Genomic DNA, 24,698 nt, shown 5'->3' on the forward strand with positions numbered 1-24,698 from the left:
CTACGAGCGGACGCCCGACCCGTCGCCGGCGGCGCTCGGGGCGGCGTCGGCCCGCTTGCGCCGCACCCGCCACACGACGAGCGCGACGACCGCCAGCACGGCGATGACGACCGCCGAGCCCTCGCCGATGCGCGAGGCGACCTTCTCGTAGGACGCGCCGGCGAAGTAGCCGACGAGGCAGAACGTGACGCCCCACGCGAGGCCGCCGAGGGCATTCCAGGCCAGGAAGGTGCGGTAGCGCATCCGGCTCAGGCCGGCCAGCCCCGGCATGACGGCGCGGAAGAAGGCGGTCCAGCGGGCGAGGAACACCGCCGGTCCGCCGCGTCGGCGCAGGGTGTCCTGGGCGGTCTCGATGCGATCGCGATGGCGGCGGATCGGGCCGAGCTCGAGGATGCGCGGGCCGTACCGCTTGCCGACCTCGAACCCGACGGTGTCGCCGACGACCGCGCTGACCACGACGACGATCACCAGCGCGACGATGTCGAGGTGGGCCTGGCTGGCCAGGAAGCCGCCGAGCAGCACCGCGGTCTCGCCGGGCAGCACGAAGCCGATGAAGACGGCCGCCTCGCCGAAGACCAGCAGCGCGATGATCGCGTAGGCCAGGCCGGGCGGCACCTGACGGATGGCGTCCAGGACCGCGTGCACGGGCGGACCGTACCCGCGCCGACCTGTCCGACACCTGACGATCGCCCCCGCACGGGTGGGCGCGCTCGCCCGGACGGCGCCGTGGCGTCGCTCACGTCGCCTGAAACAGGAAGCAGATTGCCGGTAACTTCTTGCAGGCAAATCGCTTCATGCCTGCGCGGCGTCGTCCGGCCGCGCGTCCGACGCGGCCCCCACGGCCGCGACCCGTCCGACGTGTCATCAAGGAGCCCCGATGGACCCCCACGCCTCGAGCGCCACCAGCCCCGCCAGCCCCGCCCGGGGAGCGACCGCTCCCCTGCTCGCCGACCGGGTCGTCCTGGTGACCGGCGTCGTCACCCAGGAGTCGATCGCCTACGGCGTCGCCCGCCGCGCCACCGAGCTCGGCGCCGAGGTCGTCCTCACCGGCCTCGAGCGCGACCTCGACAAGGCGCGGGACGCCGCGGCGTCGCTCGGCATCGACACCGTCATCTCCTACGACGCCACGCAGCCGGAGGCCGGGGACGCGGTCGTCGAGGAGATCCGCGAGCGGCACGGACGCCTCGACGCCGCCCTGCACGCCATCGCGTTCGCGCCCCGCATCGCACTGTCGGGCTCGATGCTCGGCGTCGACCCCGTCGGCCTGGAGAAGGCCTTCCGCACCAGCACCGTCAGCTACGCCGAGACCGCGCGGATCCTGCAGCGGCTCGCCCCGGCGTCCGGCGGCAGCCTGGTGGGCCTCGACTTCGACGCGGTGGGCGCGTGGTCGGTCTACAACTGGATGGGCGTGTGCAAGGCCGGGCTCGAGGCGCTCAACCGCTACCTCGCCCGCGACCTCGGCGCGGTCGGCATCCGCTCCAACCTCGTGGCCGCAGGCCCGATCCACACCCGCGCCGCCGGCGGCATCCCCGGCTTCGACGAGCTGCTGGACGCCTGGGCCGAGCGCTCCCCGCTGCCGTGGGACCCGCGCGACACCGAGCAGGTGGCCGACTCCGTGTGCTTCCTCTTCTCCGACCTGGCGCGGGCCGTCACCGGCGAGATCCTGCACGTCGACGGCGGCTACCACGCCATGGCCGCGCCGCTGCGCCGCGTCGAGCAGAGCGCGCCCGAGGCCTGATCGGCGGATCGTCCCCGCAGGCACGAAGGGCCCCGCCGCTCGGCGGGGCCCTTCGACGTCTGACGACACCGTGGCAGCTGCATCCGGTGCCCGGACCTACGCGACGTGCGCCGTTTGCGGCTCCGGAATCACGGGCGGAGTGGGAACTGGCCCGGGTCGACGACAGGTGGGTAGGAAGCGTCTCCCGAGCCCGAGCTGCCCGAACCGATGCCCTGACCCAGGTCCAGGCCCGTGGTCGAGCCGCCCCCCTCGCATGTGCTGCAGAAGTACTCGCGGTCCGTGCCGGTCGGATCCGAGTACGTCGCCGGGCTGTTGCCGGCGTACGAATACGGATTCGTCTGCGCTGGGTCGTAGGGAACCAGCAATGGGTCGACGCTGATGAATCGTCCGATCGCTGCGTCGTAGTAGCGAGCGCCGACCTGGGTGAGGCCGTTGGCGTCTGTCGGCTTGTCGAGGAATCCGTGGTCACCGGACCACGCCGACTCCGTGCCGGCGCCCTTGCGCGCTCGGCCGAACGGGTCGAACCTGCGCTTCGTGTAGTTGCCGCTCCAGGGGTCGATCTGCACCGTGCCCGTGTCGTGGTGGTCGGCGGCGAGCATGCTGATCTCGCTTCCGGCGCGGGTGGCGACCACCTTGCCGTCGAAGGTGTACCAACGCTGTCCGACCGTGGTCTTCGTTCCAGCCGAGTCGGTGGTGCGGCGGATCTCGGTGGAGTCGAGGTAGAGCGTCGTGGTGCTTCCGTCGTGGCGGACGAGTCGGTTGCCGTCTGCGTCGTAGAGGTTGGTGATGGTGTTGGTGCCCTCGACTGCTCTGGTGAGGTTCCCTTCGCTGTCCCAGGTCAGGGTCTGGCTGCCGCGGGTCGTCATGTTGCCGGTCTCGTCGTATTCGTACTTGGTGGTCTTGGGGGTCCCGGTGCCGACGGCGGTGCTGATCGAGGTGACAGCGTGGGGTCCGCCGATCGCTGCGCTGCCGCCGGGTGTGGCGGCGTTCGGCCCGGAGGTCGGATAGCCGTAGGTGACCAACGTGTCGTCGGAGCCGGACTTGACGTGCTTGACCTCGGTGCGCCGGTTGCCGATGCGGTCGTAGGTGTAGGTCGACCAGTAGGCGCCGGGCGTCGTGCTCATCAGTGCCCGGGACGGAGTGCCGCATGAGCCCGAGGCGATCGTCCAGGCCTCGGTCATCTCGCCCAGCGGGTCGTGGTCGAAGCACTGGATGTCCTTCGTGCCCGCCGTGTCAGCCACGCGGACGACGTTGCCCGCGTCCTCGTATCCGTAGCTGATGTCGCTGATCGTCCCGGTCGCCTGGTTGGAGACCAGGTTGCGCTCCAGGCGCCGGGTGCCCTCGTCGTAGAACCAGGTCTGGTAGGTGAACCGCCCGCTCGCGGTTCCCGACGTCGTCTGGAGGAGCTCGCCGTAGGGGGAGTAGGTCGAGTCGATCACGATGCTGGCGGCGCCACCGAGTCTCGCGGGTCGCCCGAGTCGGTCGTAGTAGTAGCGGATGGTCTCGTCGGTCATGCCGGCCACCGACACGGGCGTCTTCGTGAGGAGCGCACCGACCGAGTCGTACGACATGGTCGTGGAGTAGGAGCCTCCGAGACCAGCGGTGATGCCGGTCGACGGCACGGTGCTCGTGGTGCCGGTCGGGAGACCGAGCGCGTTGTAGCCATCGATCCGCGACACGAACCTGGTCGTGTCGTCACCGGGCGTCGCCCAGCGGGTCGACGAGGTCAGTCGCCCAGGCGAGACCGTGTCGTACTCCCAGGCGGCGCGGATCCGGGACCGATCCGCACTGGCGCCGTCGTAGAGCCCGACCTTGCGGCCGAGCTCGTCGTAGGCGGTGAACAGGCTCCGCCCCCGAGCGTCGACCGTCGTGGTCGGTCGGTCGGCGTCGTCGTAGGAGACCCGCGAGGAGCCGCGGTCGGGGTCGCTCATCGCGATCCGGTTGCCGCGCAGGTCGTAGGTCCATCGCCACACGTCGCCCCCGGCGTCGGTCATCCTCGTCAGGCGGCCGGCGAGGTCGTAGGCGTACCGGGTGCGGCGGACGGCGCTGGTCGCGGTCGTGCGCCCGAGATGACGGTCCACCCGGATCGTGTGGCCCCGGACGTCGTACACCTCCGTCGTGGGGGTGCCGCCGGCCGGCGGTTCGACCCTCGTGCGGTCGGCGTCGTAGATGGTCCTCGTCCGCCAGCCGGCCGAGGGGCTCTCCTTCGGCTGGTAGACGTCGACGCGGAGCCGACCGGCGCCGTCGTAGACGAAGCGGTGGTTGTCGCGCACCTGGGCCAGCACCGGCGCGAAGTAGGTGCCGCTCGGCCTGCTGCCGACCACGGCGTACGGGCCGGCCTCGCGGACCTTCTGCCCCTTGGAGTCGTAGGCGATCGTCGTGACGACGCGATCGGTGTCGGCGTCGGCCGCCGGCTGCTGGGTCTCGACCTCGCGCAGCATCGCGTCGTAGATGCTGAACGACGAGACGTAGGTGTCGTCGGCCAGCCGGGTCCGGGTCTCGACCGAGGAGTAGGTGGTCGGCGAGAGGCGGTAGACGTAGGAGACGTCCGGCCCGACCTCGCCCTTCGCGCGGCCCGGGCGCCACACGTCGGTCAAGCGGCCCAGCGCGTCGTAGTCGGCGGACGTGACGCCGCCGTCGACGGCGACCACGCGGACGGGCAGACCCCGGCCGACGCCGAAGGTCGTCGTCGTCGACTGGCCCTTGGCGTTCGTGCTCGTCTGCTCGGTGACGGGGCCGAGGTCGGTGCCCTCACCGCTCGGCGTGAACGACACCGTCGACCGGTGGCCCAGGCCGTCGGTGGAGGCGACGACCCGGCCGCGGGCGTCGTACTCGGTGGTCGCGGTGGTCCTCCACGTCGCGTTCGGCACGGTGCCGCTCAGCCGCTGCTCGACGGTCCGATCGCCCCGGGTGGGCGCGACGCCGAGTCCGAGACCGTCGTACTGGTAGCGGGTGTCGCTCAGGATCGCGGAGCTCGACTCCGCAAGCACCGCCGACGGGCAAGGTCCCGTCGACTCCTGCTGACGCCTCACAGGCGTGAGTAGCCACAGGTCGACATCTCGGGCGTATTCAGTGCGTGTGCAACTGGTGTCACCAGTGATGGCGTCATCGCCATTGTTCTGCTCTGTCAGTTGCATGCCGTAGCCGTCGAACATCCGACGGATCGTCGACCGGACGTAGGCGCTCACCGCCAGCCTCTGCCTGCGGGTGGCCGTCGCTGCCGATCGGACGAGGAAGGCGCGCTGCCCGTCGGCGTCGGTCGCCGTGACGAGCGCCTTCGGGGTGTCGACCTCCGCGCTGATCACCCGGCCGCGCGGGCCGTCGCGGAGGACGTGCTCGCGCTGGAACCCGCGATAGGCGGGGAGGTCCCGCAGGGTGGCGCCCGACCCGGGCGAGACCGACTCGCGGCGCCGCCGGCCGCCGGGCAGCCGATCGCCGTCGAGACCGCGGAAGAAGGTGTGCTGCTCGACGCGCGGGACGGTGCTCTGCTCGGACGGGTTGCCGGTGCGGACCTCGACGGTCCGGAAGCCACGCCACTCCCCGTAGGTGCGGTCACGCGCCGCGACCAGCCGGCCGTCGGAATGCCATCCGGCGCCACCGCGGTAGGCGTAGGTGGTCGTGATCGGGACGACGGTGCCGTTGGCATCCGATCGCGTCACCGAGGCGACGACGCGCCGGTAGTACCAGCTCAGGTCGGGCCGAGCGCCCGGGGTCCTGGAGGAGAGCACCGGGAAGCAGAGGCGCCGGTTGGCCGAGGGACGCGGCAGGCGCGTCGGCCGGCAGTCGGGAACCCGGTAGCGCACGGCGACGTCCTCGCCGGTCTCGGTCGTGATCCGCGCGATCCTCTGCTTCCGCACCGGCTCCTCGCCGTCGACGGGCACGCGGTTGACGAAGGACGTGGGGAGGAACCGGACCTCGGGGCTGTCGATCGTCCCCCCGTCGAGTCCGCGCCGGCTGATGGCGTCGAGCCACAGGCTGCGCCCGGCGGCCTGCTCCGGCGACGGGAAGCTGCTGGAGAAGGTGAAGGCGTCGACGCTGTCGTAGCCGTCCGCCCGGCGCACCTGGGTCGTCACCGACTCGAGGCGTCGGCGCGTGAAGAAGGTCGGCGCGGTGCGGTCGCCGCACGACGTGGTCGAGGTGCAGATCTGGTCGGAGGGCACGTCGGGCCAGTGCGAGGCCGTCGTCGCGTCGAGCTCGTCGGCACGGCACTCGACCCGGCCGCCGCGGATGCAGCGCTCGCCGGTCGCGAAGACGACGCGTGCGGCCGCCGGCACCGCGTCCTCGGTTCCCGCCACCTGGCCGTAGTCGATGTGGTCGAGGTGACCGCCGCGCACGTACGAGGGCTGCTCGCGGTCGCCGTCCAGGCCGTACCGGTTCGTCTCCTGGTCGTAGAAGTAGGAGATCGAGTTGCCGTGCAGGTCCACGACGTAGTCGAGGTTCCAGCGCCAAGCCTGGGAGCACCACGAGTCCGCGAACGTGGCGCCGTGGCACGGCTCACCGGGGTCGTCGCCGAAGACCGGCACGGTCCACGCGGACCTCGTCTCGGCGCTGTCGTCGCCGAAGCGACGGTTGCGGCCGAAGTAGTACCGGGTGCCGTCCTGATCGGTGACCAGCCAGTACTCGCCGTCGTCGTCGCCGTTGTCGAGGCCCGAGGCGGTCAGGTGCCGGATCCGCCAGCCCTGATCGTCCTGGAGGCGGTACTCGTCCGTGGAGCCGACACGCACGAGCGCACCGGTGTGGCCGCGGAAGGAGAGCGTGGCGTCCCCCCGCCCCCAGCACAGGTCGCCGGTCCGTCGCCCGGCCGGCTGACGGTCGGCGCAGGACGTGTAGCCGCGCTCGATGAAGCCGGGGCTGAGGTCGTGGCCCTCGCCGAGCCACGAGGTCTGGCCGTTCGAGGTCAGGACCCGCCCGTCGACCGACTGGGAGGAGTACTGCACCGACAGGTCCGGCGTCAGGCCGCCCGCCACCGGCACCACCGGCAGCGGGTAGGACCAGGTGAAGTCGCCGGCTTGGAGCCCCTGCGACCACGCCGAGGACGCCGGAAGCGGGGTCGCCCGGAAGTCGCCGGCGTCGCCCGCGGGCCCGGCGGTCGCCGCGACCAGGACGCGCTGCTGGCCGGACGCCATCGGGACGCTCGCCGTCAGCCGCTCGCCCGACCGTCGAGTCGCCAGCGGCACGGCCGGGCCGCAGTCCTCCCCCGGTGTGACGCCGAGCCGGCACGCCGGGACCAGCTCCAGCCGCAGTCGCGAGCCCCAGCCGCCACCGAAGGCGTCCTCGAACGAGGAGTAGTCGATCGTGATCGGCATCGTGATCGGCACCCGCTGCGCGGGCGCCGCCGCCCGCGCACGCTGCGGACTCGGCGTCCGCTCGATCGCGAAGACCGGACCGGCGATCGCGGCCCGCCGCACCGTGCTCTGCGGGAGCGCCCGGACCCGGACGGTCGTCGCGGACATCCGGCCTGCCCCGGAGGCGGCGACGCGACCGAACGTCAGCGGCAGGCCCGGGACCGCCACGCTCCGGCCCGCGCGATCGGGCAGCCGGACCGTGCGGGCCGCGCCGGCGCCCGGCAGGTCGGCCGCCGTCCGGTAGCGGCTGGACGTCCGCTCGAGGGGCCTGGGGCGTCCCGGCCGCGCGTCGGTGCCGTCGACCGACACGGCTCTCTGGACGTCAGGCGCGTGGCCGACGCCGACAGCGTGGGGCGACCCGGTGGTCGACCCGGTGGTCGATCCGTGGGCCGAGCGGGCGACGGGGCTCGGATCGGCCCACGCCGATCCGCTGCCGACGGCAAGCGCGAACGCCATCGCCGTGGCAGCCATACGTCCAGTTCGGGCGATCATGGTGGTCCTGTTCCGAGAGGGGGTCGGACGAGCACGCTAGCCACGATCGAGCCCGCCGGTGACGTTCTCGGCAGATCCGACCTGATGGTTCCCGCCCCGACCCGACGCGGACGGGGCCGGCTCGGCCGGAGAGACGCGAAGAGCCCCGCACGGGGCGGGGCTCTCGGCGGTCTGACGACACCGTGGCAGGTGCATCCGGTGCCGTGATGGCGAAGCCGCGACGCACAGGTCGCTCCACGCCTGACAACACAGATCGCGCACAGGGGATCTGTGCGCGGGGTCGTGCGGACCGACATTCGGCACTACTGGAACCCGACAATGGTGAGGCCATGTGGCGATCGAAGCACAGGAGCGGGACACCCCTGAGCGAGACCTCCACCCGCGACAGCGCGAACAGTCGCGTCGAGCCTGAGCCCGGACGGCCGCTGTCCGGCGGATGCTCTCCACCATCTCGCGATGACTGCCGGCCGCATCGACGTCGCCGTCGTGGGCGTCCTCGACCGGCAGCGCACCCCTTGCACGAACGTCTGCGTGCAGGCGAACAGCGCCTCGATCTCGGCAGCCCGGTCCTCGACGGACGCCGCAACTGCGACGCGCGCCCCGCGGGGCAGACCTCTGTCGCTGCTTGTCACCCAGTCAGGCCCAGAAGGACCGCAGCATCGCGGCGGCATCTTCGAAGGTCGCGCGGAGGTCGGCGTCCGGGTCTCGGAGCCACTGGGCGTAGCCGGCGACGACGACGGCGTTGACCGAGAAGGCAGCCAGCTCGGGCAGGGGGTAGTCAGGCGGCAGATCCAGGAGGTGGCCGACGTGCTGGGCGATCAAGTGCCGCCACTCGGCGTAACGCTGTGCCGAGTGACTCTGCAGCGAGGGCTCGCGGAGGATCAGTCGCATGCGGAGTCTGTGACGCTCACGATCAGAGGCGAACTCGGCGTCGAAGCGGATGATCGCCTCGATCACCGATCGCTGCGGGTCACCGCTGGCGCCGACCTCCTCGAGGATTCGGACGAAGTCGCCGCTCGCCCGGTCGAGCGCTCCCCACGCGATGTCGTGCTTCGAGGCGAAGTAGCGAAAGAGCGTGCGCCGGCCGATGTTCGCGTGCTGAGCGATCATCGCCATCGTGGTCTCCTCGTAGCCGAGGCGGGAGAACAGGTCGAAGGCGACGTCCTCGAGCTCGGCATGACTGGTCACGCCCAGACGAGCACCGCGGGTTCCGCTCACGACTTAAATCTAACATCGATCGGTTTAGGCCCGGCGAGATCTCGCGCCTGACGACTCGGACCGACCGGCGCGGGCTTAGTAGGGTCACCGTGGGCCCGCCCCGGCGCCCGTCGAAACGAGGATCACGATGGCCCGACCCAGCAAGCCCCTCATCAGCCGCGAGGCGACGATCGCCGCCGCGCTCAAGATCATCGACGAGGACGGCCTGGATGCCCTGAGCCTCCCTCGCCTGGCCCGCGAGCTGAACGTGCGAGCCCCCTCGCTCTATCACCACTTCACCGACAAGTCGGAGATCCTCGCCGACGTCTCTCGAGCGATCGTCGCGGGCACCACCCTGCCTCGAAAGAAGAAAGACGGCGACTGGGCCGAGTGGTTCACCCAGTTGACGCTCAACTTCCGATCGGCGGTCCTGAAGCACCGGAACGCCGCACCGATCCTGCTCCAGTTCATGCCGCGCGAGATGATGACCGACCTGTACGAGGAGGCCGCCACCGTCCTGGCCGAGTGCGAGGTGCCGGCTCACCTCCACGTCCAGATCCTCGACGGCCTCGAGAAGCTCGCCATCGGCGCGACGATCGCCGAGGCGATGAAGCCACCGAACCGCAACCGCGTGGGCTATGAGCACGTCGACGCCGAGGCGCATCCGACCCTCACGGCCGCCGTAAGGGCCAACCAGCTCAATCCCCGCCAGATCTTCGAGCACACAGTGCGTTGCTACCTGCTCGGCATGGCGCACTTCGGGAGCCTCGATCACCCGAACACCAGCAGCATCCCGACGCCGATCACATGAGCAGGCCCGACGCGGCCCTGGCGGCGCGGAGCCGACTCCATTAACCTATCGACAATAGATTAATGGAAGGATGGCCATGGAGAGCGATCTCTTCGAGGAAGACCATGAGGCGTACCGCGGCGTCGTCCGCGCGTTCGTCGAGCGACACGTCGTCCCGCACCAGGACCGATGGGCCGAGGATCGCCTGATCGACCGCGCAACCTGGCGCGCGGCCGGCGAGCAGGGTCTGCTCGGCCTCGGCGTGCCGGAGGAGCACGGCGGAGCCGGCGTGACCGACTACCGCTTCCGCACCGTGCTGCAGTACGAGCTCGCACGGGTCGGCGCCTCAGCGCTGCAGTCCGGCTTCTCGACGAACGACGACATCGTCCTCTGCTACCTGCTCCGCCACGCGGCCCCTGAGCAGGCGAAGCGTTGGCTGCCCGGATTCGTGACCGGCGAGACCATCGGCGCGATCGCGATGACGGAGCCCGGCGCCGGGAGCGATCTGCGCGGCGTTCGCACAGCGGCCGTGCGCGAGCCGGGAGGCTGGCGACTGAACGGCTCGAAGACCTTCATCACCAGCGGCATCCTGGCCGACCTGGTGATCGTCTTCGCGACGACGGCGGACGGCTTCGGGCTCTTCGTCGTCGAGGACGGCGCGCCCGGATTCATCCGCGGGCGCAAGCTCGACAAGGTCGGCCTGCACGCGCAGGACACAGCCGAGCTCTTCTTCGACGGCGTGTGGGTGCCCGACGACCAGGTGCTCGGCGTGGTCGGACATGGCCTGGCCTACCTCAAGGAGAGCCTGCCGCTGGAGCGGCTCGGCATCGCGATCGCGGCCCAGGCCTCCGCGGAGGCCGTGCTCAGCTGGACGATCGACTACATCAAGGAGCGCACGGCCTTCGGGCGGCGCATCGCCGACCTCCAGGTGCCAGCGCACACGGTCGCACGCCTGCGGACCGCCGTCGAGGTGAGTCGGGCCTATGTCGACCGGTGCGTGCTGGAGCTCAACGCGGGTCGCCTCACCGCCGTCGACGCGGCCAAGGCCAAGGCCTGGGCGACGCAGCTGCAGCACGACGTGATCGACGCAGGCGTCCAGCTGCACGGCGGCTACGGCTACATGACCGAGTACCCGGTCGCCCGAGCGTTCCTCGACGCGCGAGTGCAGCGCATCTACGGCGGGACCAACGAGATCATGATGGAGATCGTGCAGAAGGACCTGCTGCGCGCCTGAGACGCCGTGCGAACGCGTGGGGGGCGCCGCGATCCGCGGTGCCCCCCACGCCTCGAAGGCCGGTCCTGCGGTCTTCAGCGCAAGTAGACCGACCGCGTCACGAGGTAGGGATCGAGGCCCTCAGGCCCGAGCTCGCGACCGAGGCCGGACGCCTTGACGCCGCCGAACGGCGCGTTGATGTGGAGCTCGTAGTGGTTGACACCGACCGTCCCCGTGTCGATGCGTCCGGCGAGACGCAGTCCGCGCTCCTCGTCCTGTGACCACACCACGCCGCCGAGACCGAACTCGGAGTCGTTGGCGATGGAGATCGCGTCGTCCTCGTCCTCGTACGGCAGGACGGCCAGCACAGGACCGAACACCTCCTCCTGCGCGATGCGCGCGTCGCGCTGCACGTCCACCACGACCGTGGGGCGCACGAACCAGCCGGCGCCGACGTGGCGCTCCCCGCCGACGGTGACCCGACCCTCGGTGGCGGCGAGCTCGGCGTAGGACTCGACGCGACGCTGCTGGTCCTCCGACACCAGCGGCCCGATCTCCGTCGCGGGATCGAGGGGATCGCCCACGCTCAGCGCCGCGACCGTCTCGCTGACGGCCTCGACCACCTCGGCGTAGCGCGAGCGAGGCGCCAGGATGCGCGTCGCAGCGTGACAGGTCTGGCCGTTGTTGGGCAGCGAGATCTCCGCCAAGCGGGCTGCGACCAGGTCGAGGTCTGCGTCCTCGGCGATCAGCGAGACCGACTTCCCGCCCAGCTCAAGCGTGGCCGGTCGGAGCAGTCGCCCGGCCATCTCGCCGATCGCCCGGCCCGCGCCCGTGGACCCCGTGAACGCGACCTTGTCGACTCCGGGGTGGGCGACCAGCCTCGCACCCTCCTCGCGGCCACCCGGCACGACGTTGACCACGCCCGCGGGCAGTCCGGCGGCGATGGCCGCGTCGGCGAAGGCGAAGGCGTCCAGACCGGTCTCCGGGGGCGGCTTGAGCACCACGGTGCATCCGGCCGCGAGGGCCGGCGCGAGCTTCATCACCGCCAGCGCCTGCGGATAGTTCCACGGGGTGATGGCGGCGACGACACCGACGGGTCGGCGCTGGACGAGCGTGCGGCCGCCGGTGGGACTGGGCCGCAGGTCGACCTCCTCCTCCGCGGCTGCCAGATCGCCGTAGTAGCCGGCGATGGCCGACGGCGCGAGGCCGTTCACGATGCGCGACAGCCTGATCGGCATGCCGTTCTCGCGGCTGACGAGAGCAGAGGTCTCCTTGCCTGCTGCGCGCAGCGCGGCGGCGAAGGCGCGGACCATCGCGGCTCGCTCCGCGCGGGACAGCGCCGACCACGGCCCCTCGATCGCGCGTCGCGCTGCCCGGACGGCCTCGTCCACGTCCTCGGGTCCGGCCAGGCCCAGGAGGCCGAAGGCCAGGCCCGTCGAGGCCTCGCGCACAGCCGTCCGTCGACCGCTCCGCGGTGCCACCCATCGACCGTCGACGAAGAGGTCCGGGCGATCGGTCAGGTCACTCATCGAACTGCCTCTCTGCTGTGCGGGCTCACAGGGCCCGCTCGGATCCGAAGAGCACGGAGCTCACCAGCGGAGCCATGGGGCCGCCGATCGAGAGCGACGTGTCGACGCCCCCGGCCCGCACCTGGTTGAGGGCGGTCCCCCGCACCTGACGGACGGCCTCGACGGCGAGGTTCATGCCGTTGACGAAGCAGTCCGCGATGTTGCCGCCCGCGGTGTTGACCGGCATCGAGCCGCTGCCGACGGTGAGGTTCTCGACCGTCAGCACCGAGCCGGCCTCCGGACCCGGCGGGCACAGGCCGTGGTCGATGAGCGAGGCGACGGCAGGGCCGCTGAAGTTCTCGTAGACCTGGACGACCTCGACCTCCGAGGGCGCCATGGTCGCCTGCTGCCAGAGCCGCTGCGCCACGCCTCGGCCAGCGCCGAGACCGGCGAACCCCGCGGTCGCGTAGGCCTCGTCGTTCTCGGAGAGGGCCGAGTAGCCACCGGGTGCGCCCTGCGCACCAGCGAGGACGACGGCAGGCGGCTGCCTCAGGTCGCGGGCACGCTCGGTCGCGGTGAGGATCAGGACCGCCGCGCCGTCGTTCTCCCGTGAGCAGTCGAAAAGGTGGAACGGCTCGACGATCAACGGCGACTCGTCGTATGCCTCCGCGGTCAGCGGTCGCCCGTAGCCGGCTGCCCTCGGGACGTTCTGCGCATGCGCGTAGGACGCGAGGACCAGGCTGCGCAGAGCCGAACGGGGCACGCCGTCGCTCTCCAGCATCCGCTGGGTTCGAAGTGCGCAGACCTGCGCCGGCGTCGCCACGCCATGGGCGAGGTAGTGATGGTCGAAGTAGTACTTCGCGTAGCCCAGGCGCCCGGTGTCGGCCTGGGTCATCCCCCGCACCACGGCGACGCACTCGGCCTGTCCCGTGGCGATCGCGGCTGCAGCCGCGACCACGGCGGCCGAGGATCCACCGCCGCCACCGCCCCACACCATCGACGACCAGCGAAGCTCGTCGATGCCCAGCTCCGCGCCGAGGACCGGACCGGAGTGGTCGCCACCGGCGTAGGAGGTGAAGCCATCGAGCTCGCGAGGCGAGATGCCCGCGTCGGCGCAGGCCTCGAGGATCGCCTCGAGGACGAGCGCGCGCTCTCCCGAGGGCGAGCCTCCCCGTGGGTGCAGGACCTCCCCGACGCCGACGACCGTGGCGGCCCCGCGCAGGCCACCGCTCACGATGAGAGCCTCCAGCGAAGCAGCGACTGCGACGCCGCGGCCGGGGTGATCACATAGCCCTCCACCCGGTCTCCGATCCGGACGGAGGCATCTGCGGACAGCATCCCGAGCAGTCGGATGGGAGCGTCGTCGAGCGCGACCAGGACCGTCACGTAGGGGGCCCGCACGTCGAGCTCCGACATGACGTCCCGGTGGGTGCGGATCCAGGAGTAGACCGAGCCGCGTGGCGCCACCTCCTGCCAGAGGACCTCGTCGGACCAGCAGGAGGCGCAGCGGACGCGGCCCGGCGTACGCCACACGTCGCAGGCGGCGCAACGCGGAAGCGCGATCACGCCTCGGGCGAGCCCGTCCCAGTACGGCGCGTCGACGTCGTCGGCCGCTGGACCCAGGGGGTAGGTCGCGGTCATCCCGGCGGCTCGATGTTCGCGAGTCGATCAGCGAGCCAACGTCCCTCGTGGCGCCATCCCGAACGAAGGCCGATGGAGCCGCTCTCGGTGACGTAGACGCACTCGCCGACCGCACGCTCGCCCTCGAGACGCATGTCGAGGATCCGCGCCGAGCCGACCGGCCCGCGCGGCACCTGCACGCCGGTGAAGATGCCGGGGAGCCCGGCTGGATCCATGTCGGCCAGCACGGACGCCGTGTCCCCTCGGACCACGAGGTCGACGTGGCGCCGATAGACGGCCTCGAACTCGGCGAGACGATCGGTCACAGCCGCTCCTTTCCTAATGTCATTAGATTATCAGAGGCGCACGGCCCTCAGGGGCCACCACTCGCGTCAGACGAGCTCGAAGCGGGAGCCACCGGAGACCATGACGCTGGCCCCTTCGGCAGCGGTGACCGTCAGGTGGTCGATCACGGCACGGGAGTCGCTCGCGGCCAGCACTCGGGCACCATCGCCGGTGCGGATCGACGCCATGGCGCGGTCAGGCTCCCCCTCGCGGTCGTAGCGCACCGTCCATGCCTCGAGAGTTCCGACGCCCTCGTGATCCAGTCGGATGGGAATGGGTCGGACGTCCGGCTCCAGGCGGTGCCGCGCGAAGGGCCCGGTCGGCCGCGGGCCGTAGACCCCCACGGCATGCTTGGTCAGGTATCCGCTGTTGGCCGTCACGAGCCCCGGGAGGCCGGTCTCGCGAACCGCGTCGAGCATCGAGGCGATGGCGTGAGTCGAGTAGTTGTTCCAGGGACCTCCCGCGAAGGTCAGCCCCCCGGTGACCGTGAGCGATCGCGCCGGATCGTCGTCCGCGAGCCCGACCTCCTGGGCGGCCACCTGCACGGCCGACGGGAAGCAGGAGTAGAGATCCACCGGGCCCAGGTCCTCGACCCTCAAGCCGGCGTGGATCAGGGCCGCCGCGGCCGCCGCGCGGATCGCGCGCGAGCGGTGGAGGTCGGGTCGCGCGGCGATGGCTGCGGCGTCGGCCGCCTCCGCCCCCGAGGCGAGGAAGACCCACCGATCGCGGGGGACTCCCCACCGCTCGGCGGCTGCAGCGGAGCAGACGATGACCGCGGCGGACTGCTCGACGGAGTTGTTCGAGTTCATCAGCTTCGGATACGGCGAGGAGATCATCCGGTTGGACGCCGAGGGTGTCGCGATCTGCTCGGCCGAGTGGGCCCGCGGCGTCCACGCATGCGGGTTCTTCTCCGCGACCTCGCTGAAGCGTGCCCAGAGCCGGGAGATGCGATCCAGGTGCGCCTCGGGCGTTCGGCCGGCCGCGATCCGCAGCGCGCTTTCGAACAGCGGATAGACGTGGGCCGGTCGGTCGAGTCCTGCGGCCACCTCGCTCGGGTGCCGCATCGGCACGTCCGGGTGCCATGCGGTCGGCTCAAGGGCCTCGTCCTGCACCGTCCACTCCGGACGGCGACCCTCCCGCTTGAGCCTCATGCGGGTCCGCCACGCCTCGGCTCCTCCGACGACCACGACGTCGCAGCGTCCGGCCGCGATGTCCTCCGCAGCCTCGTTGACCAGGGCTTGCGGGTACGAGCCGCCGTTGCCCGTGTAGACGGTGTGCCGGACGGCCGCGCCGAGCCGCTCGCCGACCAGCAGCCCGGGATCGCGGTAGCGCCAGCTCAGCATCCCGACGATCCGCACCGAGTCGATCGCGCGCGTCAGCGAGGGCGCCTCGGCGTCGGACGCGGCGGCACGCACCGCCTCGACGATGAGATCGACGGGCTCCACCGGGTCTTCACGTCGGTTCAGCTGGCCGCCACCCACCAGCACCGGGGTGCGGGGGTCGATCATCGCGCCGCTCCCGCGAGGACGTCGCGCTGCGCCGTCTCCGCGACGAGCTTGACCCTCGGACGCCGCTGAGCCCGGCCCTCGGCTCGCTCGTGCTCGTCGAGGACCCGCCAGTCGTCGACGCCGTGAGCCTGGGGCACGCAGGTCAGCAGGTCGGTGCCGTCCGACACCGACAGGAGCCCGGCGGCGTGATCGGCCAGCACCGAGCGAACCGTCTCCTGCGCGCACCGCTTGTTCGTGCCGATGACGCCGTTGGCTCCGCGCTTGGCCCAGCCCGTGACGTAGACGCCGTCGAGCACGTGACCCTCCGCCCCGACGACACGCCCCTCGCGGTGGGCGACGGGCGACCCGTCGCTGGGTGCGGGAAGACCCGGGACGTGGTGCCGGCGGTATCCGACGGCTCTGACAACCAGCCCGCACGCGAGGGTCTCGCTGCGATCGGTCGCCAGGAGGTGGTCGCGGTCGTCGGCGACGCCCATCCGGGTCTCCGCGATCGTCACCCCCTCGACCCGGTCGGTCCCCTCGATGCGTCGCGGTGCACCGTGGAAGCGCAGCCGCAGGACACGCTCGGCTCCGGACCTCCCCATCGCCTCGCGGAGCAGCTCCAACCGCAGGTTCATGATCGGATCGGGGTGCGTCTCCGGCATCGCGATGCCGCCGGGGAGGTCGACGGCGAGCCCGAGGTCCTCGGACTCGAGCAGCGCGACGAGCTCCGGCGTCGTGAACGCCGCCTGGACCGGTCCGCGGCGTCCGACGACGACGACCTCGCGCACCCGGCTGCGACGGAGGGAGTCGAGCGCGTGGTCTGCGATGTCGGTGCGTGCGAGCACCTCGGGCGGCGAGAGGAGCACGCGCGCCACGTCCAGCGCGACGTTGCCGTTGCCGATCACGACGGCTCGCTCGTGCTCCAGCGGAACTCGCAGCGACGCGGCGTCCGGGTGGCCGTTGTACCAGGCCACGAGCTCCGTCGCAGCGATGCTGCCGGCGAGGTCCTCCCCGGGGATACCGAGGGCCCGGTCGGCGGCGGCACCGGTCGCGTAGATGACCGCGTGGTAGCGGGCGAGCAGATCGGCTGGATCGAGGTCTCGTCCAACCTCGATGCCCAGCAGCGCTCGAACGGTCGGGCGTCGCAGGACCTTCGCCAGCGCCTCGCCCGCCGACTTGGTGTCCTGGTGGTCGGGCGCGACGCCGAAGCGCACGAGTCCGCCGGGGGTGAGGAGTCGTTCCACGATGTCGATCCGGACGTCGAGCCCTCGCTGACCGAGCAGCTCCTCGGCGGCGTAGGCAGCCGAGGGTCCTGATCCCACGATCGCCACCCGCAGCGGCGCGACGCCCCCTGACTCCGCCGGTGGCGCGAGGCGATCCCGAGACTCGGGGGGCTTCACCGGCGGCGGAGGCGCCGCCAGGAACCAGCGTCGATTCATCTCCTCGAAGCGCGCTTGATGCGGCTCCAGGTCGTAGTCCGCCGAGATCGCCCCGACCGGACACACGTCGACGCAGGCGCCGCAGTCGATGCAGCCGTCCGGATCGATGTAGAGCATCTCGGCTGTCGCGTAGTCGGGCTCGTCGGGCGTCGGGTGGATGCAGCTGGTCGGGCAGACGGGCACGCACGCGGCGTCGTTGCAGCAGGCCCGCGTGATCACGTGGGTCATGGAGTGTCCTTCTCGGCGACGTCACTTGGGAGCGCGTCTGGGTCGGCGGGGCGGTAGGCGGGCGCATAGACGACGTCGGCGGCGTCCAGCTGCTCACGCATGTAGGTGCGCCAGACCTCCAGGGAGGCCTCGGTGGTCAGCGATTCCAGGAGCGTCCGCTCGACCTCGGCGAAGGCGAGCGTCCGCCCGGCCTCCACGGCGTCGACGCGTCCGACGTTCCATCCGCTGGAGGTCTGCACCGGCCCGAAGACGGCTCCTCGTCGGGCGCCGAAGGCGGCCTCCGCGTAGGGGGTCTCGAGCTGCTCCTCGGTGACGGCTCCGAGGCGTCCACCCGCATCCTTGGTCTCGGCGTCGAGCGACACCGCTCTGGCGATCTGGGCGAAGCCGCGGCCGCTGCGCAGCAGGGCGATGACCTTCGTCGCCTGGGCGCGGGTCGAGACGACGATGTTCGACAGGACGCGACGCTCGGGCGAGCGCATGGCGCTGCGACGTGTGTCGTACTCCTGGCGTGCCTGGGCGGAGGTCGCTGCCGGCACCGCCTTGGTGACCTCCTCGTAGAGCCGCTGATTGAGCAGCGTGCGCCTGATCTCGTCGAGCACGTCGGCCTCGCTGAGACCGGCGGCGGCCAGGTACGTGGCGAAGGCTCGGCGATCGCCACCGAGCTGACTCGACACCAGGGAGGAGAGCTGGGACTGGGCCTTCGTCTCCGGGACGGTGATGCCGCGGGCCGCGGCAGCGCGCTCGATCACCAGGCTCACGGCCATCGACTTGGCCGCGTCCCTTCGGAAGGTGTCGAGCTGGGCGGGATCGCTGGGCTCCTTGACGCCGTACAGCGCGCTCAGGATCGACAGCCGGCGGTCCAGAGCGGTGATCGTCACGGCCGAGCCGCCGACCTCCAGAGCCACGTCGTCCGGAAGGGCCGCGCGGTGCCAGGGAAGCGACACGGTCGACCACGACGCCGTGGACACCAGCACCGCACCGCTGAGGGCGACGGCGAGTGCGACGGCGACGGCGAGCCAGGCCGAGCGACCACGCGGCGCGATCGTGACTCCAGGCAGGTGGACGCTCTTCACACGGTCTCCTTGACGCGTGTCGCCGGACGTTCGGTCGGCGGCATCTCGGATCGGACGAGCGCGACACGTCGGTCGCGGCGGAGGTGAGGACGCGCGAGGAGGACGACGAGGTGGGCAGCCGCCAGCGAGGCGACCACGCCGAAGGCGAGCACCAGTCCGAAGTCGCGCAGCACGGCCAGCGTCGAGAGCCCGAGACAGAGATAGCCGACCACCGCGGCACCGGCAGCCGTCAGGACGCTGCGGTGCAGCCAGGGCCGCTCGCGCTCAGCGGCGTCGAGCATGAGGGTGAACTCGCACGACGTCACCGCGATCAACGCGCCGACGGCGAGCATCAGCGGGCTGAGCTCGACGCCCGCGACGCCCAGGCCGAGATAGACCCAGCCCGATGCGAGGATCGAGGCCGACAGCGCCTGCGCCGCCAGTCGGCCATCGCGGAGCCCCAGGGCGATGAGACCGCCCGTCATGACGAGTGCCAGCAGACCGATCAGCCAGCGGCTCGCCGAGACCGCGGCCAGCCCGCTCGCCGCCACCACGGGCAGTCCCACGACCTCGACGTCGTAGCCCGCCGGGGGCGGCGGAAGATCGCGCCTCAGCGAGCGCACCAGGGCGTCCTGGTCGCGGAGGTCGTCGAGGCGTACCCCGAAGGTGGAGGTCGCGGCCGATCCGTCGCCGGCCAGCACGGCATCGAGCAGGTAGGGCGGGACGAGACTCGCGCCCGCATCGACCTGCTCGGACGACGGTTCGGGCCCGAGGAAGCGCAGCAGCTGGGCCATGGTCAGCAGGGGACGCATCCGGTCACCGTGCTCGACGGCGATGCGCTCCTCGGCGTCGCGTGCCCAGGCCAGACTGGCCGGAGTGAGCGCGTGCGGGGCGTCCGGACCGCTCGGGCGGATCACGAGGCTCACCTCGCCGCTGAACCCGAGCTCGCGCTCCGCGCGGTCCGCGTCTGCCAGCGCGGGGAGTCCGCGGCCCAACGCCTGGGGGTCGGCTTGCACGGAGATCCGACCCAGCGCGACGAAGCCGGCGACCGAGGCGGCGAGCGCCAGGACCAGCAGCCCCCCGACGGCCCGCCGACCGGGAGACCAGCGCGGCGTTGGCGCTCGGTCCGCGTCGGATCGGGCCGGTTCGATGGCGGGCAGCCGCCGTCCGAGTGCGAGCGCCCAGGCTGCGGTGACGACGACGCCGGCCGACAGCGCCAGGCCGAACTCGCGGACGAACGGGAGGCTCGAGATCCCGAGACTGGCGAAGCAGGCCACGGCGGCGCCCGCCGCGACCAGCACCCGCCGTCGTTCGCCCGGCTGGCTGAGGTAGAGCGGGAAGTCGGATCCGATGCCGAGGACGATCGGCAGGAAGGCCACGGCACCGAGGGACAGGGAGCGGTCGGCCAGCCCGAAGGCCGCGACGACCGTCGCGGTCCCGAGCACGGCGGTGAGCAGGGGCCGGAGGCGGTCTCGCCGGCGGCGGGACCACGGCACGAGGAGGAAGACGGATCCCACGGCCGCGAGCGCGATCACTCCGACGCGTGGCGCATCCCGGGTGGCCTCGCGCGACATCGCGGCCGTCACGGCCGGCGCGCCGGAGACGAGGGGATCGCTCGTCTGCAGACCCTCGGTGCGAGCGTCCTGCACGGTGCTCCGGATGCGTTCGATCAGGTCCGCCGTCTGAGCCTGGTCCAGCCCGACCCGCGGTCGAACGAGGATCGTGGCGGCCTTGGCGTCGGGCAGGAGGAAGCGCCACTCGGGGCGCGGCTCGCCTGCTCGGTCGAACATGACGCTGCGGACGAAGCGCTGGTTGCGGACCACCGGCAACCCCATGGGCATCGCCTCGGTCAGCAGCGCGCCGTACCGACGATCGAAGGCGGTCAGCGCTCGGTCGACTGCCTGGGCCGCGTCGGCTCCGCTTAGACCACGCTGCCGGGCCTCTGCCCGGGCGGTGTTCTCGATGGCGTCCCGACGCCCGCTGATCTGGGCGAGGAGGTTGCGCATCGTGCTGGCGGTCTGGTTCAGCACGGTGCCCGGGCCGTAGACGACAGCCACGTCGTCCAGCCGGGCGATGGCACCCTCGAGGGCGACCAGCCGGGGAAGCTGGTCGGAGGAGGCGATCAGACCGTCCGGAGCGCTCCCGTGCAGCACCACCACGACGGGATCTGCTCCGAATCGTTCGTCGCGCTGCTGCAGCTGGTCGTACCCGCGATCGCCGGTCGGCACGAAGGAGCCCACCCCGGTGTCGATGGTAGCCCGCGACAGGCCGAGTCCGATCAGCGCGAGGACGCCGGCAAGGACCAGCAGCCGAGGGATCGAGGAGCGGAGACGGCGAGGCGTCACCGGTCCATCTCCACGCGGGGGTACGTGCCGCGGTACGGCTTCGGGGATGCGGCGCCACCGGGCGAGGGGTACGGGTTCACCCAGTGGAGCGCCGACAGGCCGGTCAGCTTGAGCGGGTTGTTGCGCAGGCTGTACTCGTTGAAGATCGGCGCCAGTCGGACCGGCTGGACCCCGTTCTCGATCGGCGCGTCGAAGGAGGCCCCGAAGTTCCCGAAGAACGAGCCGAGATCGAGCATCCACGGTCGCATGTAGGCGACCATCGGACTGACGTTGCGCAGCAGGTAGTCGGCTTGGGGCGCGACCGCCGTGAGGTTCGACGAGAGAGCCGGAACCTGGTCGAGGGTCGCGGGAGCTCGTCCGAGGGAGGCGTCCATGGCGGGCAGGAGTCCCCGCAGGCTCGAGGTCACCGATGGCAGTCGCGTCGACGCGGCGCGGAGGTCCGGCGCGGCCGCGTCGAGGTCGCGGGCGACGGGGTCGAGGTCGGCGCCCAGCCCGTCGAGCGTCCCGGTCGCGGTGCCGGCCGCGTCGAGAAGCGCGGGCAGCCGCTGGACGGTCCGGGCGAGATCGTCCTGCTGGGAGGAGGTCGCCCGCGTGAGGGTGTCGGCGTTCCGGACGAGCTGGCCGATCTGGTCACGACCCGTGTTGAGCGCACCCAGGATCGTGTTGGCCTCGCGCACGAGGGCCTGCAGATCGGTGGACTGTGCCTGCAGCGCGTCGACGGCCGTGTAGCCGCCCCGACCGAGATCGCCGAGCCCGGTGAGGAGCTGATCGACGGAGCCCTTCGTGCCGGTCGTCATCCGTCCCATCCTCGTCAGGAAGCCGCTGAGCGCGCGCCGAGTGGTGGGATCGAAGGTGGAGATCACCTCGTCGATGTCGACGGCCGGGACGACGGACCGACCGGTGAGCGTCGAGCCCGCCGGGAGCTCGGGCCCGTCGCCGTCCGTCACCTCGACGAACGACTGGCCGATGACGGACTTCACGCCGATGCGCACCTTCGCGCCCCGATGCAGCGGCGCGAAGTCGGGGTCGAGCGCGATCGTCACCTCGGCCTGCCGGTCGACGACCCGCTGGCTGACGACCGAGCCGACCTTGACCCCTGCGATCCGTACCTCTCCATCGGGCTGGACGTTCTTGAGGTCTGCGGTGCGGAAGCTGACCTCGTATCCGCGATCCTGACCGGGCAGGTGTCCACCGGCACGGGTGAAGAGGTACACGAAGCCGAGCGCGCACGCGAGGACGATCGTCAGGACGACGGCGACCGGCTTGCGGCGGTCGATGCGGCTTCCGGTGTCGGCGACCATCAGCGGGTTCCCTTCGACGTGATGCCCTCGCCCTGCAGACCGCCGCTGGGGTTGGTGAGGTCGAGGTTGACGTTGGCCCGGCCCATGCCGCCGTTGGCGTCGAAGAGGCTGAAGGCCGAGGAGGTCTGGTACACGAAGGCCGCCAGGTCCTCCATCCACGGCACGATCCGGCGCGTTGCCTGGGGAAGGAGCGCGGCCTGGGGCCTGAGGCTCCGCACGGACGCACGGGCGTCTCCGACGAAGGGCTCGAGATCCGCAGTCACCGGGCCGGCGCGGTCGACGACCGGAGCGGCGCCGGAGACGAACTGGCGGATGGCCGTCACGGTTCCCGTCAGATCGCCCAGGGCCTTCGGCAGCGTGCCGCTGGCCCGGCTGAGGTCGTCCAGGGTCGGATCCAGCTCGCCAGTGAGCTCGTCGACGCTGGCCATCGACCCGCGTAGCCGAGTCGTGAACCCGGGCAGCGACCGGATCGTCCGGGCGACCTGGGTGTCGCGGGAGGCGAGTGCGTCCAGAGCCTCCTGACTCGAGGCCACGAGGTCGACGAGCCGCTCGTCGTCGTCACCGGCCGCGCGGGCGATCTGGGAGAAGGAGGTGACCAGACGCGCGAGATTCTGCCGGCGGGTTCGTAGCTCGGCCAGCACCGGCTGGAAGCTGCGCATGGCTGCCGCGGTGTCGGTGAGGCCGGTCCCCAACGCCTGCGGGTTGCGGGCGGTGGCGACGTCGAGCTCGTTGAGCAGGCTCGTGAGCCCGAACCGGGCTCGCGCGTCGAGCTTGTCCAGGATCTCGTTCGGCTGCACGATCCTGGAGGTCTGGGCCAGCGGGATGGTCCCGCCGGCCGGCAGGGGACGCGCGGGCGGACCACCGGGATCGAGGGTCACGTACATGACGTTCAGCGGCGACTTCGTGCGCAGGAGGACCCGGGCGTTCTCGTAGACGGTCTGCTGCGGGTCGATGCTGAGGTCGACCATCGCCGTCCCGTGATCGGTCGGAGCGGCTCCGGTGATCCGTCCGACCTGGACGCCGGCGATGCGCACCTCCTGGAGCGACTGCGGCCGCACGGCAGGAGCCTTGTCGAACTCGGCGCGGAAGGTGAACGTCTTCGTCCACGGAGCCTGGAACGCCTGGTGCGAGAGGATGTAGGCGCCGCACGCGGTCGCGAGCGCGAGGCACACGATCATCGCAGTGACGTCCCGACCCAGCCCCGGCGTGTTCCGCATCCGCTCGACGGCGGTCGTGAGCCGGCTCATCGCTGGAACTCCTGGCGTGCCGCCGGGAGGAGCTTCGCCAGCGCCTCGTCCAGGGCCAGGGGCTGGATCGTCGACAGACCCACGCCGGCCTGGAAGTTGAGCAGGCTGCCCTGGGCGTCCTGCGTCATCGACGCGCGGTCGAGGTTGACGATCATGTAGGCGATCTCCTCGTACATCTTGTTGTCGGCCTGGATGCCGCCGCCGCTGTTCGGGTACGGACCGTTCTTCTTGCCGCGCCAGGTGTGCGCCAGGTAGTCGAGGATCGGGCCGTCGACGCGCTTGATCACCGGACCGCGCACCGCGTCGACCACGGCCGTGGCGTCGCTCGCGGTGGGGACGAGCTGAGCGATGATGCGCTGCGCTCGGGCGACGATCGGCGGGAGCTGGGCGACCGTCGGTCGTGCCTCCCGCAGCGTCGGCTGGAGCACCTCGACGAGCGGTCCGAGCCGTTCGACCGCGGGCGTGATCGCACGGGTCGTGCGCCCCAGCCGCTGCAACGTGCGATCCAGCTTCGTGACGCCGCGGTCAGTGGCGTCCAGGGTGCTGGGCATCTGGGCGATGGTGGCCGCGAGGTCGTCGCTGCTGGAGGACAGCGCCGCCGAGGTGCGGTCGAGGTCGTCGATCATCGCGCCGACGCGGGTCCGGCGCTGGTCCAGCACCTCGGCCGTCGACTGGAGGTAGGTGACCAGCGACGCGAGGTCCTGGGTCGGACGCGTTCCCTGGAGACCCCGGAGGAGGCTGCCCGCGTCAGGCAGCACCCCGGGGGCGATGCCGGAGAGGCGCCGCAGGCCCTGCGAGCCACCCTGCTCCAGGACGCGGTTCGTGTTGCGGACCAGGCCGCGGGTGGCGGTCCGCGTGTCGGCGGGGAGGGCGTCGAGGATCTGGTCGAGCTCGACGGGGGTGGCGGTGTCGTCGACCGGGATGACGCCCTCGGCGAAGGGGCCCGAGCCGCCCGGCGTGAGCTCGACGCCGTACTGACCGCCGAGGATCGTGAGGGGTGCGACTCGCGCCGACGGATGGTCGCCGAGGCGGTCGCGTGCGCTGTCGTCGATGCGCATGGTCACCAAGGCGGTGCCCGCGTCCGTGCGGTCGACGCCGGTGACGACGCCGACCTGGAGGCCGGCCATCTTCACCTTGCTGATGTAGGGCTGCAGGTTGTAGTTCTGCGCGAACTCGGCGCGGATCACCTCTCGGCCCGAGAGTCGGGCCTTGATCTGGCTCTTGAAGGCCAGTCCTGTGATCACCACGGCGATCACGACCAGCAGGGCCAGGCCACGTCGGGCCCGCCGGGTGGTCGGGACCAGGGAGGAGGCGCGCGAGAGCGCGGTCGAGGCGGTCATCGTCGAGA

17 protein-coding genes are annotated in these 24,698 nt (G+C 71.6%); 3 read left to right on the forward strand and 14 right to left on the reverse strand.

The genetic code is table 11. The features are described 5' to 3' along the window. A complete protein-coding gene (locus K8Z61_RS12385; protein ID WP_224129943.1) occupies positions 1-645 on the reverse strand; it encodes a DedA family protein in 645 nt (214 codons plus the stop codon). 232 nt (positions 646-877) lie between these two features. On the opposite strand from K8Z61_RS12385, the gene K8Z61_RS12390 reads away from it, so the two are divergent. Beyond that, positions 878-1,738 carry an enoyl-ACP reductase gene (locus tag K8Z61_RS12390; protein ID WP_224129945.1) on the forward strand — a complete coding sequence of 287 codons (861 nt, stop codon included), beginning with the start codon at positions 878-880 and terminating at the stop codon, positions 1,736-1,738. A 128-nt stretch (positions 1,739-1,866) separates the two neighbouring features. On the opposite strand, the gene K8Z61_RS19345 is transcribed toward K8Z61_RS12390, so the two are convergent. Together K8Z61_RS19345 and K8Z61_RS12400 are read right to left on the reverse strand one after the other, a co-directional pair. Beyond that, entirely contained in the window at positions 1,867-7,392 is a 5,526-nt protein-coding gene (locus K8Z61_RS19345; protein WP_224129947.1) for an RHS repeat-associated core domain-containing protein, read from the reverse strand. An 819-nt stretch (positions 7,393-8,211) separates the two neighbouring features. Beyond that, on the reverse strand, positions 8,212-8,793 hold the full coding sequence (locus K8Z61_RS12400; protein WP_224129949.1) for a TetR family transcriptional regulator: 582 nt from the start codon (positions 8,791-8,793) through the stop codon (positions 8,212-8,214). Between the two features lie 127 nt (positions 8,794-8,920). Here K8Z61_RS12400 and K8Z61_RS12405 point away from each other — a divergent pair, with 127 nt between their 5' ends. Then, positions 8,921-9,583 (forward strand): TetR/AcrR family transcriptional regulator, encoded by a 663-nt coding sequence (locus K8Z61_RS12405; protein ID WP_224129951.1) that lies wholly within the window; start codon positions 8,921-8,923, stop codon positions 9,581-9,583. Between the two features lie 76 nt (positions 9,584-9,659). Beyond that, positions 9,660-10,796 (forward strand): acyl-CoA dehydrogenase family protein, encoded by a 1,137-nt coding sequence (locus tag K8Z61_RS12410; protein ID WP_224129953.1) that lies wholly within the window; start codon positions 9,660-9,662, stop codon positions 10,794-10,796. Positions 10,797-10,870: 74 nt separating this feature from the next. On the opposite strand, the gene K8Z61_RS12415 is transcribed toward K8Z61_RS12410, so the two are convergent. The 11 genes from K8Z61_RS12415 to K8Z61_RS12465 form a co-directional block, all read right to left on the reverse strand. Continuing rightward, a complete protein-coding gene (locus tag K8Z61_RS12415; protein ID WP_224129955.1) occupies positions 10,871-12,304 on the reverse strand; it encodes an aldehyde dehydrogenase in 1,434 nt (477 codons plus the stop codon). Between the two features lie 25 nt (positions 12,305-12,329). Further along, positions 12,330-13,517 carry a thiolase C-terminal domain-containing protein gene (locus K8Z61_RS12420; protein WP_224129957.1) on the reverse strand — a complete coding sequence of 396 codons (1,188 nt, stop codon included), beginning with the start codon at positions 13,515-13,517 and terminating at the stop codon, positions 12,330-12,332. Further along, a complete protein-coding gene (locus tag K8Z61_RS12425; protein ID WP_224129958.1) occupies positions 13,514-13,924 on the reverse strand; it encodes a Zn-ribbon domain-containing OB-fold protein in 411 nt (136 codons plus the stop codon). The genes K8Z61_RS12420 and K8Z61_RS12425 overlap by 4 nt, the downstream gene beginning before the upstream one ends. Continuing rightward, positions 13,921-14,229, reverse strand: coding sequence for a hypothetical protein (locus K8Z61_RS12430; RefSeq protein WP_224129960.1), 309 nt, complete (start codon positions 14,227-14,229; stop codon positions 13,921-13,923). Before K8Z61_RS12430 ends, K8Z61_RS12425 begins: the two co-directional genes overlap by 4 nt. Before the next feature lie 66 nt (positions 14,230-14,295). Then, entirely contained in the window at positions 14,296-15,756 is a 1,461-nt protein-coding gene (locus tag K8Z61_RS12435) for an acetyl-CoA acetyltransferase (protein ID WP_224129962.1), read from the reverse strand. Further along, a complete protein-coding gene (locus tag K8Z61_RS12440; RefSeq protein WP_224129964.1) occupies positions 15,753-17,405 on the reverse strand; it encodes an FAD-dependent oxidoreductase in 1,653 nt (550 codons plus the stop codon). Before K8Z61_RS12440 ends, K8Z61_RS12435 begins: the two co-directional genes overlap by 4 nt. Continuing rightward, positions 17,402-18,478, reverse strand: coding sequence for a peptidyl-prolyl cis-trans isomerase (locus K8Z61_RS12445; RefSeq protein ID WP_224129966.1), 1,077 nt, complete (start codon positions 18,476-18,478; stop codon positions 17,402-17,404). Before K8Z61_RS12445 ends, K8Z61_RS12440 begins: the two co-directional genes overlap by 4 nt. Continuing rightward, entirely contained in the window at positions 18,475-20,802 is a 2,328-nt protein-coding gene (locus K8Z61_RS12450) for an MMPL family transporter (RefSeq protein ID WP_224129968.1), read from the reverse strand. Before K8Z61_RS12450 ends, K8Z61_RS12445 begins: the two co-directional genes overlap by 4 nt. Next, a complete protein-coding gene (locus K8Z61_RS12455) occupies positions 20,799-22,103 on the reverse strand; it encodes an MlaD family protein (protein WP_224129970.1) in 1,305 nt (434 codons plus the stop codon). The genes K8Z61_RS12450 and K8Z61_RS12455 overlap by 4 nt, the downstream gene beginning before the upstream one ends. Further along, on the reverse strand, positions 22,103-23,350 hold the full coding sequence (locus K8Z61_RS12460; protein ID WP_224129972.1) for an MlaD family protein: 1,248 nt from the start codon (positions 23,348-23,350) through the stop codon (positions 22,103-22,105). Before K8Z61_RS12460 ends, K8Z61_RS12455 begins: the two co-directional genes overlap by 1 nt. Continuing rightward, complete coding sequence (locus K8Z61_RS12465) at positions 23,347-24,690, reverse strand: MlaD family protein (protein ID WP_224129975.1); 1,344 nt, start codon at positions 24,688-24,690, stop codon at positions 23,347-23,349. The genes K8Z61_RS12460 and K8Z61_RS12465 overlap by 4 nt, the downstream gene beginning before the upstream one ends. Positions 24,691-24,698 lie beyond the last annotated feature (8 nt).

This window comes from Nocardioides sp. TRM66260-LWL (assembly GCF_020075545.1).
Lineage (GTDB): Bacteria > Actinomycetota > Actinomycetes > Propionibacteriales > Nocardioidaceae > Nocardioides.